The sequence below is a fragment of the Kitasatospora sp. NPDC032121 genome (genome assembly GCF_055580145.1).
Window position 1 is genome coordinate 1052647 of record NZ_JBVILX010000002.1, and the last position, 14596, is coordinate 1067242.

The window sequence follows — 14596 nt, forward strand, 5'->3', positions numbered from 1 at the left end:
GCACGTACGCCGAGGGCCCGACGGTCGTGACCGGCGGGCCCTCGGCGTACGCGGGCTCAGGCGGTGATGCCGGCGGCCTCGGCGAGGTCCCGCTTGACGGTGGCGAGGAGCTCGGCGGCGCGCTCGCGGGTGGCGGCGAGGTCGGCGGCCGAGGCGACCGGGAGGACGACCTCCAGGTAGCACTTGAGCTTGGGCTCGGTGCCGGAGGGACGGACCACGATGCGGGCGGAGCGGACGCCCTCGCCGGCCAGGTAGTAGCGCAGGCCGTCGGTGGGCGGCAGGTCGGCGGAGCCGGCCGACAGGTCGTCGGCGCGGGTGACCTGCAGACCGGCCAGGACGGTCGGCGGCTGCTCGCGCAGGCGGCGCATGGCGTCGGCGATCAGCGAGAGGTCCTGGACCCGCACGGAGAGCTGGTCGGTGGCGTGCAGGCCGTGCTCCAGCGCCAGGTCGTCCAGCAGGTCGGACAGGGTGCGGCCGGACCTCTTGAGGGTGGCGGCGAGTTCGGCGACCAGCAGGGCGGCGGTGATGCCGTCCTTGTCCCGCACGCCCTGCGGGTCGACGCAGTAGCCGAGCGCCTCCTCGTAGCCGTAGCGCAGGCCCTCGGCGCGGGAGATCCACTTGAAGCCGGTCAGCGTCTCGGCGTAGTCCAGGCCCGCGGCCTCGGCGATCCGGCCGAGCAGGGTGGCGGAGACGATGGTGGTGGCGAAGGTGCCCTCGGCCTTCTTCGCGACCAGGGCCGAGCCGAGCAGCGCGCCGACCTCGTCGCCGCGCAGCATCCGCCAGCCGGCCGCGCCCCGGCCGCCGCCGGCCGCGTTGCCGTTGGTGGGGACGGCCACCGCGCAGCGGTCGGCGTCCGGGTCGTTGGCGATCACGATGTCCGGGCCGACGGTGGCGGCGGTGCGGAAGGCGAGGTCCATCGCCCCCGGCTCCTCCGGGTTGGGGAAGGCCACGGTCGGGAAGTCCGGGTCGGGCTCGGCCTGTTCGGCGACCACGGTGGGCGCGGGGAAGCCGGCCCGGCGGAAGGCGGCGACCAGGGTGTCGCGGCCGACGCCGTGCATCGGGGTGTAGACGACGTCCAGGTCGCGCGGGCTGTGCGGGTCCACGATGGAGACGGCCCGGGCCAGGTACGCCTCGACGACGTCCTCGCCGAGCACCTCCCAGCCCTCCTCGGCGCGCGGGACCTCGTCCAGCGAGCCGATCGCGTCGATCTCGGCGGCGATCCCGGCGTCGGCCGGCGGGACGATCTGCGAGCCGTCGCCCAGGTAGACCTTGTAGCCGTTGTCCTGCGGCGGGTTGTGGCTGGCGGTCACGGTGACGCCGGCGGCCGCGCCCAGGTGGCGGACGGCGAAGGCGAGCACCGGGGTCGGCAGCGGGCGCGGCAGCAGCGCGGCGCGCAGGCCGGCGCCGACCACCACGGCGGCGGTGTCGCGGGCGAAGTCGTACGACTTGTGGCGGGCGTCGTAGCCGATGACGACCAGGTCGCCCAGGCCCTGCTGCCTGACGTACGCGACCAGGCCGGCGGCGGCCCGGATCACCACGGCGCGGTTCATCCGCATCGGGCCGGCGCCGAGTTCACCGCGCAGGCCGGCGGTGCCGAACTGGAGGCGGTCGGAGAAGCGCTCGGCGATCTCCGCCCAGGCGAGCTTGCTGTCGGTCTCGGCCTCCGGGCCCTCGGCCCGGGCCAGCAGGGCGGTGAGCTCCTCGCGGGTCTGCGGGTCGGGGTCCTCGGCCAGCCAGGTCCGGGCCCGGGCGAGGAGGTCGGGGTTGAGTGCCTGCGTCATGCCAGCTCCATCGGGGTTTCAGCTGTGACCGGAGGGTTCCGTACGGAAGGGGGGCGCACATGCGGACGGGGCCCACGGGAGGGCGTGATCAGCGGATCACGCCGCCCGTGGGCCCCGTCAGCCATGATTCTGCGCCTCGCGGGCGTCAGATCCGCTCAAGGACCTTCGCCAGCAGCTCGCCCATGCGCTCGGCGGAGGCCTTGCCGGCCTCCAGCACCTCGGCGTGGTTGAGCGGCTCGCCGGTCATGCCGGCGGCCAGGTTGGTGACCAGGGAGATGCCGAGCACCTCGGCGCCGGCCTCGCGGGCGGCGATGGCCTCCAGGGTGGTGGACATGCCGACCAGCTCGCCGCCGAGCACCCGGGCCATGTTGACCTCGGCCGGGGTCTCGTAGTGCGGGCCGCGGAACTGGACGTAGACGGCCTCGTCCAGCGACGGGTCGACCTCGCGGCACAGCGCGCGCAGGCGCTTGGAGTACAGGTCGGTGAGGTCGACGAAGTTGGCGCCGACGATCGGGGAGTCGGCGGTCAGGTTGATGTGGTCGCTGATCAGGACCGGCTGACCCGGGGTCCAGCCGTGGCGCAGGCCGCCGCAGCCGTTGGTCAGCACGATGATGCCGCAGCCGGCCGCGGCGGCGGTGCGCACGCCGTGGACGACGGTGGCCACGCCGTGGCCCTCGTAGTAGTGGTTGCGGCCGAGGAAGATCAGGGCGCGCTTGTCGCCGATCTTCACCGAGCGGATCTTGCCGGCGTGGCCGGCGACGGCGGGGGCGGGGAAGCCAGGGAGCTCGGTGACCGGGAACTCGGCCACGGTCTCGCCCAGGGCGTCGGCGGCCGGCACCCAGCCGGAGCCCATCACCAGGGCGACGTCGTGCCGCTCGGCACCGGTCAGCTCGCGCAGGCGCTCGGCGGCGGCCTGGGCGGCGGCGTAGGGGTCGGCGGAGACGACCGACTGAGGAGAAGCGTTCACGGGTCCGAGGATAGACGGGAATCGGCTACGCGCGTAGAAATTCGGCCGCGGCATGCCGGATCGTTACCCGGTTGGCCCGAAAACACAGCTCGGCGGTGGTTCCGGGCCGGCCGGTCCTTCGGTTTCCCCACGGACGGTGTTGCGCACCCTCCGTACCCGCACTCCCTCAGCAGGGGCGGCGGCGCAGGTCCATCACGTAGTCGTGCGGGGCGCCGGCGCTCTCCGCGGCATCGGCGATCAGGCCGAGGTAGCGGGCCGCGGGCAGGCCGCCCTCGTAGTCGTTGAGCACGTACGTCCAGACCGGGATGTCCCCGTCCAGGGTCTGCGCGCGCAGCTTGATCTTGCGGTAGATGCCGAGCTGGACGCCCTCCCAGCGGTCCAGGCCCTCCTCGTCCATCGGCGCGACGTCGTACAGCGAGACGAAGACCTGGTCCTTCTCGTCCTCGACGACGGTGGCCAGCGAGCCCTCCCAACCGAGCTGCTCGCCGCCGAAGGTGAGCCGCCAGCCGGCTAGCCACCCCGTGCCGCGCAGCGGGGAGTGCGGGGCTCGGCGGGTCATCTGCCGGGCATCGAGGTTGGTGGCATACGCGGCGTAAAGGGGCATGGGGGCCAGCGTAGCCCGGGCGGCGGGCGGGCCGCGGCCAGTGGACGAAGGTGCGGAAGCCCGGACCCCGGCGTGGCGGCGGTCCCGGCGTGCGGGACAATGGGGAACGTGACTCGGATCGTGATCATCGGTGGCGGACCCGGCGGCTACGAGGCGGCCCTGGTCGCCGCACAGCTCGGCGCGGAGGTGACCGTCGTCGACACCGACGGTCTGGGCGGATCGGCGGTGCTCACGGACTGCGTTCCGTCGAAGACCCTGATCGCGACCGCGGAGGTGATGACCACCTTCGACAGCTCGTACGAGGAACTGGGCATCCTGGTCGCGGACGACACCCCGCCCGTCGAGCAGGCCGCCCGGGTGATCGGCGTGGACCTGGGCAAGGTCAACCGACGGGTGAAGCGGCTGGCCATCGCCCAGTCCCACGACATCACCCAGTCCGTCACCCGGGCCGGCGTCACCGTGCTGCGCGGCCGCGGCCGGCTCGGCGGCGGCGGGCAGGCCGTGGACGGCTCCCGCGAGGTGCTGGTGGACGCCCCCGACGGCACCGTGCAGTCGCTGCGCGCCGACGCGGTGCTGATCGCCACCGGCGCCCACCCGCGCGAGCTGCCGGACGCCCAGCCGGACGGCGAGCGGATCCTCACCTGGACCCAGGTGTACGACCTGGAGGAGCTGCCCCGCGAGCTGATCGTGGTCGGCTCCGGTGTGACCGGCGCCGAGTTCGCCGGCGCCTACCAGGCGCTGGGCTCCAAGGTGACCCTGGTGTCCAGCCGCGACCGGGTGCTGCCGGGCGAGGACCCGGACGCCGCCGAGGTGCTGGAGGACGTCTTCCGCCGCCGCGGCATGAACGTGATGGGCCGCTCGCGCGCCGAGAGCGTCAAGCGGATCGGCGACCGGGTCGAGGTCATGCTGGCCGACGGCAAGGTGATCGAGGGCACCCACTGCCTGATGGCGGTCGGCTCGATCCCCAACACCTCCGACATGGGTCTGGAGGAGGCCGGGGTCAAGCTCAACGACTGGGGCCAGATCCAGGTCGACCGGGTCTCCCGCACCACCGCCCCCGGCGTGTACGCGGCGGGCGACTGCACCGGCGTCTTCATGCTCGCCTCGGTGGCGGCCATGCAGGGCCGGATCGCGATGTACCACGCGCTCGGCGACGCGGTGCAGCCGCTGAACCTCAAGACCGTGGCCTCCAACGTCTTCACCGACCCGGAGATCGCCACCGTCGGCTACACGGCGGCCGACGTGGAGTGCGGCAAGATGGACGCCGTCGTGGTCAAGCTCCCGCTGCGCGGCAACCCGCGGGCGAAGATGCAGGGCATCCGCGACGGCTTCGTGAAGCTGTTCTGCCGCCCGGGCACCGGCATCGTGGTCGGCGGCGTCGTCGTCGCCCCGCGGGCCAGCGAGCTGATCCACCCGATCGCGCTCGCGGTGGACGCCAATCTGACGGTCGAACAGGTGGCCAGCGCCTTCACCGTCTACCCGTCCGTCTCCGGCTCGACCGCCGAGGCCGCCCGGCAGCTGCACGTCCGCAAGCGGGCCGACGGCGAATCCTGAGCGTTCGGCGCACAGTTGAGGGCGGCTGCCGATCGGCGGCCGCCCTTCGCGTGGGCACGGCCGTCACCCGGACGGCGGGCGCAGTTCCGGGGGCGTCGACGGCGCGTATTGTACGGTCACGCGCCGCTCGTGCGTGAGCAATTCCCGCTACCAGCTGCAAACGCCTGAAAGCAGACGGTCACGCAGGTTACCGTCGGTTCTGTGTTTGCTGCAGAACGTCGCCAGTTGATCCTCGAAATGGTGCGCGCCAACGGAGCCGTCTCGCTCCGGGAGTTGGCCCGCGTCGTCCAGACCTCCGAAGTGACCGTGCGCCGTGACGTGCGGGCGCTGGAGGCAGAAGGGCTCCTCGACCGCCGGCACGGCGGCGCGGTGCTCCCCGGCGGCTTCAGCCGCGAACCCGGATATCCGCAGAAGACCCATCTGTCCGCGGCGGAGAAGAGCGCCATCGCGGACTTCGCCGCCGGCCTGGTGGAGGAGGGCGACGCCGTGGTGGTGGGCGCCGGCACCACCACCCAGGAGCTGGCCCGCCGACTGGCCCGCGTGCCCGGGCTGACGGTGGTCACCAACTCGCTGCTCGTCGCCCAGGCGCTGGCGCACGCCAACCGGGTCGAGGTGGTGATGACCGGAGGCACCCTGCGCGGCTCCAACTACGCGTTGGTGGGCAGCGGCGCGGAGCAGTCGCTGCAGGGGCTGAGGGTCACCAAGGCCTTCATCTCCGGCAGCGGGCTGACGGCCGAGCGCGGGCTGTCGACGGCGAACATGCTGTCCGCGAGCGTGGACCGGGCAATGGTGCTGGCGGCCGCCGAGGTGATCGTCCTCGCCGACCACACCAAGCTCGGCGCGGCCGGCATGTTCCAGACCGTCGCCACCGAGACCATCACCCGGCTGGTCACCGACGAGCAGGCCACCGCGGACGACGACACCGTCCGCGAACTGGACGCGCTCGCCGACTGCGGGGTGCAGGTCGACCTGGCCCCGCTGGGCGCGGGCCCGAGCGGCGACGCCCCGGTGCACGGCACCGGCAGCGGCCCGGTGCACCAGACCCAGCCGGGCCCGATGGCCCGCCGCGGCGGCCCGCCCCCCGGCGGCGCCCCGCTGCCCGGCCAGCGCCGCCCCGGCGCGCACGGCGGTCCGGCCGGCCCGGGCGGCATGCCGGCCCGGCTGGCCGAGATGGGCCTGCCGCGCGGGCGCTGAGCCCGTACCGCCCTCGCAGGACGGCCTCGGAAACGCGGACCGGTCCGCACGCCCCCGAAGGGCGTACGGACCGGTCCGAGGGTCAGGGCTGGTGTCAGTCCTTGATCTCGCAGAGCGCGGCGCCGCTGCTGACGCTCGCGCCGACCTCGGCCTTGAGGCCGGAGACGGTGCCGGCCTTGTGGGCGTTCAGCGGCTGCTCCATCTTCATCGCCTCCAGGACCACGATCAGCTCGCCCTCGGCGACGACCTGGCCCTCCTCCACGGCGACCTTGACGATGGTGCCCTGCATCGGCGAGGCCAGGGTGTCACCGCTGACGGCCGAGCCGGCCTTCTTGGCGCCGACCCGGCGCTTGGCCTTGGCGGCACCCGCCGCACCGGCGGCCGGGGCGGCCGCGACGCCGAGCGAGGACGGCAGGGAGACCTCGATGCGCTTGCCGCCGACCTCGACGACCACGGTCTCCCGGGTCTCGGCCTCCTCGCCGTCACCGGCCGTGCCGGCGAAGGGCGGGATGGTGTTGTCGAACTCGGTCTCGATCCACCGGGTGTAGACCGAGAACGGCTCGTCGCTGCCGTGGACCTCGGGCGCGAACGCCGGGTCGGTGACGACGGCCTGGTGGAACGGGATGGCGGTGGCCATGCCCTCCACCTTGAACTCGCTCAGCGCGCGGCGGGCCCGCTCCAGGGCCTGCTTGCGGTCGCGGCCGGAGACGACCAGCTTGGCCAGCAGGGAGTCCCAGGCCGGGCCGATGACCGAACCCGACTCCACACCGGAGTCCAGGCGCACGCCCGGGCCGGACGGCGGGGCGAACAGCGTCACGGTGCCGGGGGCGGGCAGGAAGTTGCGGCCCGGGTCCTCGCCGTTGATGCGGAACTCGAAGGAGTGGCCGCGCACCTCGGGGTCGTCGTAGCCGAGCTCCTCGCCGTCGGCGATGCGGAACATCTCGCGGACCAGGTCGATGCCGGTGACCTCCTCGGTGACCGGGTGCTCCACCTGCAGACGGGTGTTGACCTCCAGGAAGGAGATCGTGCCGTCGACGGCGACCAGGAACTCGCAGGTCCCGGCGCCCTGGTAGCCGGCCTCCTTGAGGATGGCCTTGGACGCGCGGTACAGCTCGGCGTTCTGCTCGGCGGTCAGGAACGGCGCGGGCGCCTCCTCGACCAGCTTCTGGTGGCGGCGCTGCAGCGAGCAGTCACGGGTGGAGACGACGACCACGTTGCCGTGCTTGTCGGCCAGGCACTGGGTCTCCACGTGCCGAGGGTTGTCGAGGTAGCGCTCGACGAAGCACTCGCCGCGGCCGAACGCGGCGACGGCCTCGCGCACCGCGGACTCGTACAGCTCGGGGATCTCCTCGAGCGTGCGGGCGACCTTGAGGCCGCGGCCGCCGCCGCCGAAGGCCGCCTTGATGGCGACCGGCAGGCCGTGCTCCTGCGCGAAGACGACGACCTCGTCGGCGCCCGAGACCGGGTCCGGGGTGCCGGCGACCAGCGGGGCGCCGGCGCGCTGGGCGACGTGCCGGGCGGTCACCTTGTCGCCGAGGTCGCGGATGGCCTGCGGCGGCGGGCCGATCCAGATCAGACCCGCGTCGATGACGGCCTGGGCGAAGTCGGCGTTCTCCGACAGGAACCCGTAGCCGGGGTGGACGGCGTCGGCGCCGGAGTCGGCGGCCGCCTTCAGGACCTTGGCGATGTCCAGGTAGCTGGTAGCGGGGGTGTCACCGCCCAGCGCGTAAGCCTCGTCGGCCGCGCGGACGTGCAGCGCATCCCGGTCCGGCTCGGCGTAGACGGCGACGCTGGCGATACCGGCGTCCGAGCAGGCCCTGGCGACGCGGACGGCGATTTCCCCGCGGTTGGCGATGAGCACCTTGCGCACTGTGGCTCCCTTCTTGAACCTCGTTGAGTTTATGGATTCCCGGGCAGTACCGGCGAGTAGCCCCAGGTTGTGAACTATCCCACACGCTCGGTGATGGCTGCCGAGGCCCGGCGGGCGGCCCCGCGGACGACGCCGCAGGTCGGCGCCGGTCCGGCCGGAGCGGTGGGGGCCACGGCGGGTGACCGGGCGGCGGCGTGGCGGGAAGTGTCATGGGACACAGTTTCGCGCGGACCGCTCAAGCGGCGCCGGAACGGGCGGCCGGCCGCCGCAGCGCCTCGGCCGTCACGTCCGCCGCCACCTCGACCATGTCCGGCCCGTACGCCTCCGGGTTGACCACCCGTAGGACGAGCGCGAAGGTGCCGTCCTGCCCGTACTTCCGGGCGAGTTCGCGGTGGTGGGCGACCAGGTAGCGCACTCCCGCCTGGTTGGCGATGCCGGTCTGGCCGGCGACCAGGAACACCGGGCGGCCGCCGTCCGGGGTGGCGAGCCGGGCGAGCAGGGTGTGCGTCTGGTCGCGGTCGGCGGTGAAGTCCCGTTCGCCGACCACGATCACGTTGCTGCCCCGCTCGGGACCGGAGGTGATCAGCACACCGGGCAGACCCCACGCCACGTGCGCGGCCATCCGCTCGTTGCTGACCGGACCGCCCAGGCACAGCTCGGTCTTGGCGCCCAGGCCGCGGTGCGCGGCGTCGTGGGCGACCAGCTCGGGCCGCGCCCCGCACTCCTCGACCAGCCCGGCCAGCCACATCAGCGCGTAGGCGTCGCGCCGGGTGACGGTGTGTTCGTGCGAGCCCGTCCCGATGCTGCGCGGCACCACGATCAGGCACTCGCTGCCACCCGGCAGCCCGAAGAACTCCCGAACCCGCTCGGTCCTGCGGCGCCGCCGCAGCACCTGGGCCAGCCAGCCGAGGGCGGCGCTGATCGCGCTGGCCACCAGGCCGAGCACCACGTTGAGCACGCTGTCGGTCATCGCCGTCCTCCTCCCTGTCCGAGACCTCGGCCAGCTTATGGGGGAGGGATACGGCTGTCGTCGGTCGGTTGACCCAGGTCTGCCGCACGGATTTTGTCGGATCCGGACCGTCCGGTCAGCTCCCGGTACGGGTCCAGAGGTCGGTGATGCGGACGTCGAGGTCGGCGAGCAGCCGGCGCAGCAGCGGCAGGGAGAGGCCGATGACGTTGCCCGGGTCGCCGTCGATGCCGTCGACGAACGGCGCCGAGCGACCGTCCAGGGTGAAGGCCCCGGCCACGTACAGCGGTTCGCCGGAGGCCACGTACGCGGCGATCTCGGCGTCGTCCGGGGTGCCGAAACGGACGGTGGTGGAGGCGGTGGCCGAGGACTGCCGGCCGGTCGCGGTGTCGATCACGCAGTGGCCGGTGCGCAGCACCCCGGCGCGTCCGCGCATCGACTGCCAGCGGGCCAGCGCCTCGTCGGCGTCGGCGGGCTTGCCGAGGGCCAGGCCGTCCAGCTCCAGGACGGAGTCGCAGCCGATCACCAGCTCGCCGTCGGCGAGTTCGGCGGCGACGGCCTTCGCCTTGGCCTCGGCCAGGACGAGCGCGAGCTCGGCGGGGGTGGCGGCGGTGATCGCGTCCTCGTCGACGCCGCTGACCACCACGCGCGGGTCGAGGCCCGCCTGGCGCAGCAGCCCGAGGCGGGCGGGGGAGGCGGAGGCGAGGACGAGGGCGCGCTGGTCGGTCATGCCCACCAGCCTAGGGGGTGCCGCTATCCGCCGTTCGGGTGAACGGTTCAGCTGAACGGGCGGGAGAGCATCATCAGCACGGCGCCGACGAGCACCAGCGCGGCGAGCACCTTGCCGGCCCGTTGCATCCGCGCCTGCATCCGACGGGCCTCGGGCGAGGGCTCGTCACGGGGATCTGACCAGAGCACCCGTCCAGGGTGCGTCGCACGGGGGTGCGGGCGCCTGAGTATCCGTACTCAGGTTCCGGGCAAAGCGGGCGCCGGACAGCGCGCCGGGGCGGGAAGCCGACCGGCTTCCCGCCCCGCGCGGCGGACGTCAGTGCGCCCAGCCCGAGGTCCGCCAGGCGTTCACGCCCGGGCGGACGGCGGGGCGCAGCAGGCGGGCGCGGTCGCTCCAGGGGGAGGCCGGGCCGACACCGGCCAGGCGCGCCGCCTCGGCGGCGGCCTGCGCGGCGGCGGCCCGGGCCTGGACCACCGCCAGGACGGTGGCCAGCTCCTCGGGGGTCGGCTGCCCGTGCAGTACGTGGATCGGGGACATGGCTGGTTCTCTCCCGACAGGGACGGGGCCTACAGGGGGATGTTGCCGTGCTTCTTCGGCGGCAGCACCTCGCGCTTGCCGCGCAGCGCCCGCAGGCCGCGGACGATGTGCCGGCGGGTCTCGCTCGGCGCGATCACCGCGTCCACGTAGCCGCGCTCGGCCGCCAGGTAGGGGTTCAGCAGGGTGTCCTCGTACGAGGCGATCAGCTCGGCCCGCTTCTCCTCGACGGTGCCGGCCGCCTCGGCCTCGGCGATCTCCCGGCGGTGCAGGATGTTGACCGCGCCCTGCGCGCCCATCACGGCGATCTGCGCGGTCGGCCAGGCCAGGTTGAGGTCGGCGCCCAGGTGCTTGGAGCCCATGACGTCGTACGCGCCGCCGAAGGCCTTGCGGGTGATCACGGTGATCAGCGGGACGGTGGCCTCGGCGTAGGCGTAGATCAGCTTGGCGCCGCGCCGGATGATGCCGTCCCACTCCTGCTCGGTGCCGGGCAGGAAGCCGGGCACGTCCACGAAGGTCAGCACCGGGACGTTGAAGGAGTCGCAGGTGCGGATGAAGCGGGCGGCCTTCTCGCTGGCGTTGATGTCCAGGCAGCCGGCCAGGTCCATCGGCTGGCTGCCGACGATGCCGACGGACTGGCCCTCGACCCGGCCGAAGCCGGTGATGATGTTGCCCGCGTACAGCGGCTGGGTCTCCAGGAACTCGCCGTCGTCGACGATGTGCTCGATCACCTTGCGCATGTCGTACGGCTGGTTCGCCGAGTCCGGCACGATGCTGTCGAGTTCGAGGTCCTCCTCGGTGACCGTGAGGTCGGCCTGCTCGGGGTAGGACGGCGGGTCGCTGAGGTTGTTGGAGGGCAGGTACGAGAGCAGGCTCTTGACGTACTCGATCGCCTCCTTCTCGTCCGCGGCCAGGTAGTGGGCGTTGCCCGACTTGGTGTTGTGGGTGCGCGCGCCGCCCAGCTCCTCCATCGCGACGTCCTCGCCGGTGACGGTCTTGATCACGTCGGGGCCGGTGATGAACATGTGCGAGGTCCGGTCGGCCATCACCACGAAGTCGGTGATCGCGGGGGAGTACACCGCGCCGCCCGCGCAGGGGCCCATGATCAGCGAGATCTGCGGGATGACGCCGGAGGCGTGCACGTTGCGGCGGAAGATCTCGCCGTACAGGCCGAGCGAGACCACGCCCTCCTGGATCCGGGCGCCGCCGGAGTCGTTGATGCCGATGACCGGGCAGCCGGTCTTCAGCGCGAAGTCCATCACCTTGACGATCTTCTCGCCGAAGACCTCGCCGAGGGAGCCGCCGAAGACGGTGAAGTCCTGGGCGAACACGGCGACCTGGCGGCCGTCCACGGTGCCGTAGCCGGTCACCACGCCGTCGCCGTACGGCCGGTTCTTCTCCTGGCCGAAGTTGGTCGAGCGGTGCCGGGCGAACTCGTCGAACTCCACGAAGGAGTCCTCGTCCAGCAGTTCCACGACCCGCTCACGGGCGGTCAGCTTGCCCTTGGCGTGCTGCTTCTCCACGGCTTTCGCGGAGCCGGAGTGCACCGCCTCGTCCAGCCTGCGCCGCAGGTCGGCGAGCTTGCCGGCGGTGGTGTGGGGGTCGTACGGCGCCTCGGTCATCCGGTGGCTCTCCCTGATCCATGGCCGCGACCTGTTCGAGTGCGCGCGGGGCCGGGTGGTGGGCCCGCGCATGAGGGCAGGGCGGCGCTACGAACTACCGCTGGGTAGCGTAGCCAGCGCGCAGGGCGATGCGTCATGTCCTGGCGTTATGGCCATCAACACAGTGTGTCCCCGCCCGTTCTGCGGGACGATGGGGCGGCCTGCGTCCCGTACCCGATCTAGGGTTTCCCCATGACCGATCGCGAGACCCCCCGCCGTAGCGGGCTGCGCGGCTTCGGCCACGCCGGACCGTCGCCCTGGACCGACCTGGACCGTCCGCCGCTGGACGAGGAGGCGCTGCGCCACGACCTGCTCGTCCCGGGCGGCCTGTGGACCTCCCTGGATGTCGTCTCCGAGACCGGCTCCACCAACAGCGACCTCGCCGCCCGCGCCGCGGCGGGCGCCGGGCAGGGCGCGGTGCTGGTGGCCGAGGCGCAGAGCGCCGCCCGCGGCCGGCTGGACCGGCGGTGGACGGCCCCGCCCCGCTCCGGGCTGTTCCTGTCCGTGCTGCTGCGCCCCGAGGAGGTGCCGGTCGAGCGGTACGGCTGGCTGCCGATCCTGGTCGGGGTGGCCGCGGCGAGCACGCTGGGCCGGGTCGCCGGGGTCGAGGTCGGGCTGAAGTGGCCCAACGACCTCCAGGTGGAGATCGACGGCGCGGAGCGCAAGCTCGGCGGCATCCTCACCGAGCTGGCCGGTGGCGCGGTGGTGGTCGGCATGGGCCTCAACGTCTCGCTGCGCGAGCCGGAGCTGCCCGTCCCCACCGCCGCCTCGCTCGCGCTGGCCGGCGCCTCGACGACCGACCGGGGCACCCTGCTGCGCGCCCTGCTGCGCGAGTTCGCCGAGCTCTACCGGGACTGGACGGCCGCCGCGGGCGACCCGCACGCCAGCGACCTGCTGCGCGCCTACGTGGACCGCTGCAGCACGCTGGGCCGCCAGGTGAAGGTGCACCTGCCGGGCGACCGCGAGCTGGTCGGCGAGGCGGTGGCGGTGGACGGCGACGGGCGGCTGGTGGTCCGTACGCCTGACGGCGTACGCCGGGCGGTCGGCGCGGGCGACGTGGTCCACGTGCGCCCCGAGCCCCGCTGAACGGCAGTCTTCACCTCCCCTTGACCCGGGCTGATGCCCCGGATCCGACGATTCCGTGCGAACATTCCACCTGGCAGCGGTGTGAGGCGCGCCACTGCCCGCCAGGGTGGCGGACGGCGCGCCCGGACACGTAGGACACGAGGCGAGTGCGGCGAGCGCACGGGGACGGACCGGTGGCAGAGGACGGCAGCAGCGGCGCGACGGCGGGCAGCAACGACCCCACGGTCGCGCTCGAACTGGAACGCCTGATCCTGGACGCGCCGCGCCGCTACACCCCGTACCAGGCGGCGCGCGCCGCCGACGTCCCGATGGAGCTGGCCACCCGGTTCTGGCGCGCCATGGGCTTCCCCGACATCGGCCAGTCCAGGGCACTCACCGACGGCGACGTGATCGCGCTGCGGCGCCTGGCGGGCCTGGTGGAGTCCGGGCTGCTCAGCGAGTCGATGGCGATCCAGGTGGCCCGGTCCACCGGCCAGACCACGGCCCGGCTGGCCGGCTGGCAGATGGACACCTTCCTGGAGAACCTCACCCAGTCCGTCGAGCCCGGGCTGACCCGCGCCGACGTCGCGTACCCGCTGGTCGAGCTGCTGCTGCCGGAGCTGGAGCAGTTCCTGGTGTACGTCTGGCGGCGCCAGCTGGCGGCGGTCACCGGCCGGGTGGTGCAGGCCGCCGAGGACAACGAGATCACCAGCGGGCGGCTCGCCGTCGGCTTCGCCGACCTGGTGGGCTTCACCCGGTTGTCCCGGCGGCTGGAGGAGGAGGAGCTCGGCGAGCTGGTCGAAACCTTCGAGAACACCTGTTCGGACCTGATCGCCGGCCAGGGCGGCCGGGTGATCAAGACCCTCGGCGACGAGATCCTCTACGTCTCCGAGGACCCGGCGACCGCCGCCGAGATCGCGCTGAGCCTGATCGACGCGCTGGCCGGGGACGACACCATCCCGCCGCTGCGGGTCGGCATGGCCTTCGGCACGGTCACCTCGCGGATGGGCGACGTCTTCGGCACCACCGTCAACCTGGCCAGCCGGCTCACCTCGATCGCGCCCAAGGACGCCGTGCTGATCGACGGCGAGTTCGCCGCCGCGCTGGAGCAGAACGGCAGCGTCGCCCCGGCCGACTCGGAGGGGCCCGGCCTGGCCGAGGCGCTGTCGGCCGCGGCCGGGATGCCCGCCTCCGGACTGCCGATGCCGGCCCCGGACACCGGGGCCCGCTTCCACCTGCAGCCGATGTGGCGGCGGCCGGTGCGGGGGCTCGGGCTGGTCGAGCCGTGGCTGCTCACCCGGCGGCTGAAGGCCGAATAGCGGCCCGCCGGCGGGGAAGGCGTGCAGGTGGAGGAAACCGTCCGCGGTGCGGTCGTTCGCGGGTGCGCCTCCCTGTGGTGGGTTCGGTCCTCCGGGCGCCGTACGGGTGGGGCCGGGCGGCGGGCGCCCTGACGGCGCCGCGGTCCGTCCGGGCAAACAGGGCATAACCGAATGAAACCGCCATAGTCTTGGTGCAAGCGGCCGGTCGGGTGCGGCCGGCCGACGGGGGTCCGGCAGGACCGAGCACAGGGAGCGAGGCGAGCCGGTGAGCAGTGAGGCGATCATGACGGACCGCGACTGCGACTGCGGCCGCGGCGGGCCGCGGCACCCCGAGCCGCTGCCCGACCTGA

At 73.4% G+C, this 14596-nt stretch carries 13 protein-coding genes; 4 read left to right on the top strand and 9 right to left on the bottom strand.

The features are described from left to right. Window positions 1-56: 56 nt before the first annotated feature. From ACZ5OX_RS10670 to ACZ5OX_RS10680, 3 genes are all read right to left on the bottom strand, one after another. The gene (locus tag ACZ5OX_RS10670; protein WP_465629534.1) at window positions 57-1781 is read right to left on the bottom strand and encodes a phospho-sugar mutase; all 1725 of its coding nucleotides are present in this window, start codon (window positions 1779-1781) and stop codon (window positions 57-59) included. A gap of 145 nt (window positions 1782-1926) precedes the next feature. Beyond that, window positions 1927-2748, bottom strand: coding sequence for a purine-nucleoside phosphorylase (locus tag ACZ5OX_RS10675; protein ID WP_449788256.1), 822 nt, complete (start codon window positions 2746-2748; stop codon window positions 1927-1929). Between the two features lie 166 nt (window positions 2749-2914). Continuing rightward, entirely contained in the window at window positions 2915-3352 is a 438-nt protein-coding gene (locus ACZ5OX_RS10680; RefSeq protein ID WP_224284955.1) for a gamma-glutamylcyclotransferase family protein, read from the bottom strand. Between the two features lie 99 nt (window positions 3353-3451). On the opposite strand from ACZ5OX_RS10680, the gene ACZ5OX_RS10685 reads away from it, so the two are divergent. Both ACZ5OX_RS10685 and ACZ5OX_RS10690 read left to right on the top strand, forming a co-directional pair. Beyond that, window positions 3452-4906 (top strand): NAD(P)H-quinone dehydrogenase, encoded by a 1455-nt coding sequence (locus ACZ5OX_RS10685; protein WP_392867066.1) that lies wholly within the window; start codon window positions 3452-3454, stop codon window positions 4904-4906. 237 nt (window positions 4907-5143) lie between these two features. After that, complete coding sequence (locus ACZ5OX_RS10690) at window positions 5144-6100, top strand: DeoR/GlpR family DNA-binding transcription regulator (RefSeq protein WP_465629627.1); 957 nt, start codon at window positions 5144-5146, stop codon at window positions 6098-6100. A 94-nt stretch (window positions 6101-6194) separates the two neighbouring features. On the opposite strand, the gene ACZ5OX_RS10695 is transcribed toward ACZ5OX_RS10690, so the two are convergent. From ACZ5OX_RS10695 to ACZ5OX_RS10720, 6 genes are all read right to left on the bottom strand, one after another. After that, window positions 6195-7970, bottom strand: coding sequence for an acetyl/propionyl/methylcrotonyl-CoA carboxylase subunit alpha (locus ACZ5OX_RS10695; protein ID WP_465629536.1), 1776 nt, complete (start codon window positions 7968-7970; stop codon window positions 6195-6197). 235 nt (window positions 7971-8205) lie between these two features. Beyond that, complete coding sequence (locus ACZ5OX_RS10700; protein WP_465629537.1) at window positions 8206-8940, bottom strand: hypothetical protein; 735 nt, start codon at window positions 8938-8940, stop codon at window positions 8206-8208. Window positions 8941-9055: 115 nt separating this feature from the next. Beyond that, the gene (locus tag ACZ5OX_RS10705) at window positions 9056-9667 is read right to left on the bottom strand and encodes a nucleoside triphosphate pyrophosphatase (RefSeq protein WP_465629539.1); all 612 of its coding nucleotides are present in this window, start codon (window positions 9665-9667) and stop codon (window positions 9056-9058) included. Window positions 9668-9714: 47 nt separating this feature from the next. Then, window positions 9715-9855 carry a morphogenic membrane protein MmpB gene (mmpB, locus tag ACZ5OX_RS10710; RefSeq protein ID WP_449788261.1) on the bottom strand — a complete coding sequence of 47 codons (141 nt, stop codon included), beginning with the start codon at window positions 9853-9855 and terminating at the stop codon, window positions 9715-9717. Window positions 9856-9982: 127 nt separating this feature from the next. Beyond that, entirely contained in the window at window positions 9983-10204 is a 222-nt protein-coding gene (locus tag ACZ5OX_RS10715; RefSeq protein ID WP_392867052.1) for an acyl-CoA carboxylase subunit epsilon, read from the bottom strand. Window positions 10205-10233: 29 nt separating this feature from the next. Next, window positions 10234-11823, bottom strand: coding sequence for an acyl-CoA carboxylase subunit beta (locus tag ACZ5OX_RS10720; protein ID WP_465629540.1), 1590 nt, complete (start codon window positions 11821-11823; stop codon window positions 10234-10236). Window positions 11824-12054: 231 nt separating this feature from the next. On the opposite strand from ACZ5OX_RS10720, the gene ACZ5OX_RS10725 reads away from it, so the two are divergent. Then, window positions 12055-12948: a biotin--[acetyl-CoA-carboxylase] ligase gene (locus tag ACZ5OX_RS10725; protein ID WP_449788263.1), complete on the top strand. Its 894-nt coding sequence runs from the start codon at window positions 12055-12057 to the stop codon at window positions 12946-12948. A gap of 173 nt (window positions 12949-13121) precedes the next feature. Beyond that, the gene (locus ACZ5OX_RS10730) at window positions 13122-14246 is read left to right on the top strand and encodes an adenylate/guanylate cyclase domain-containing protein (RefSeq protein WP_465629541.1); all 1125 of its coding nucleotides are present in this window, start codon (window positions 13122-13124) and stop codon (window positions 14244-14246) included. The last annotated feature ends 350 nt before the right edge of the window (window positions 14247-14596 follow it).

Bases quoted from the DNA above. Each gene is read 5' to 3' on its own strand.
- ACZ5OX_RS10670 (WP_465629534.1), bottom strand. From the start codon at position 1,781: ATGACGCAGGCACTCAACCCCGACCTCCTCGCCCGGGCCCGGACCTGG.
- ACZ5OX_RS10680 (WP_224284955.1), bottom strand. From the start codon at position 3,352: ATGCCCCTTTACGCCGCGTATGCCACCAACCTCGATGCCCGGCAGATG.
- ACZ5OX_RS10685 (WP_392867066.1), top strand. From the start codon at position 3,452: ATGGGGAACGTGACTCGGATCGTGATCATCGGTGGCGGACCCGGCGGC.
- ACZ5OX_RS10690 (WP_465629627.1), top strand. From the start codon at position 5,144: ATGGTGCGCGCCAACGGAGCCGTCTCGCTCCGGGAGTTGGCCCGCGTC.
- ACZ5OX_RS10700 (WP_465629537.1), bottom strand. From the start codon at position 8,940: ATGACCGACAGCGTGCTCAACGTGGTGCTCGGCCTGGTGGCCAGCGCG.
- ACZ5OX_RS10705 (WP_465629539.1), bottom strand. From the start codon at position 9,667: ATGACCGACCAGCGCGCCCTCGTCCTCGCCTCCGCCTCCCCCGCCCGC.
- ACZ5OX_RS10715 (WP_392867052.1), bottom strand. From the start codon at position 10,204: ATGTCCCCGATCCACGTACTGCACGGGCAGCCGACCCCCGAGGAGCTG.
- ACZ5OX_RS10720 (WP_465629540.1), bottom strand. From the start codon at position 11,823: ATGACCGAGGCGCCGTACGACCCCCACACCACCGCCGGCAAGCTCGCC.
- ACZ5OX_RS10725 (WP_449788263.1), top strand. From the start codon at position 12,055: ATGACCGATCGCGAGACCCCCCGCCGTAGCGGGCTGCGCGGCTTCGGC.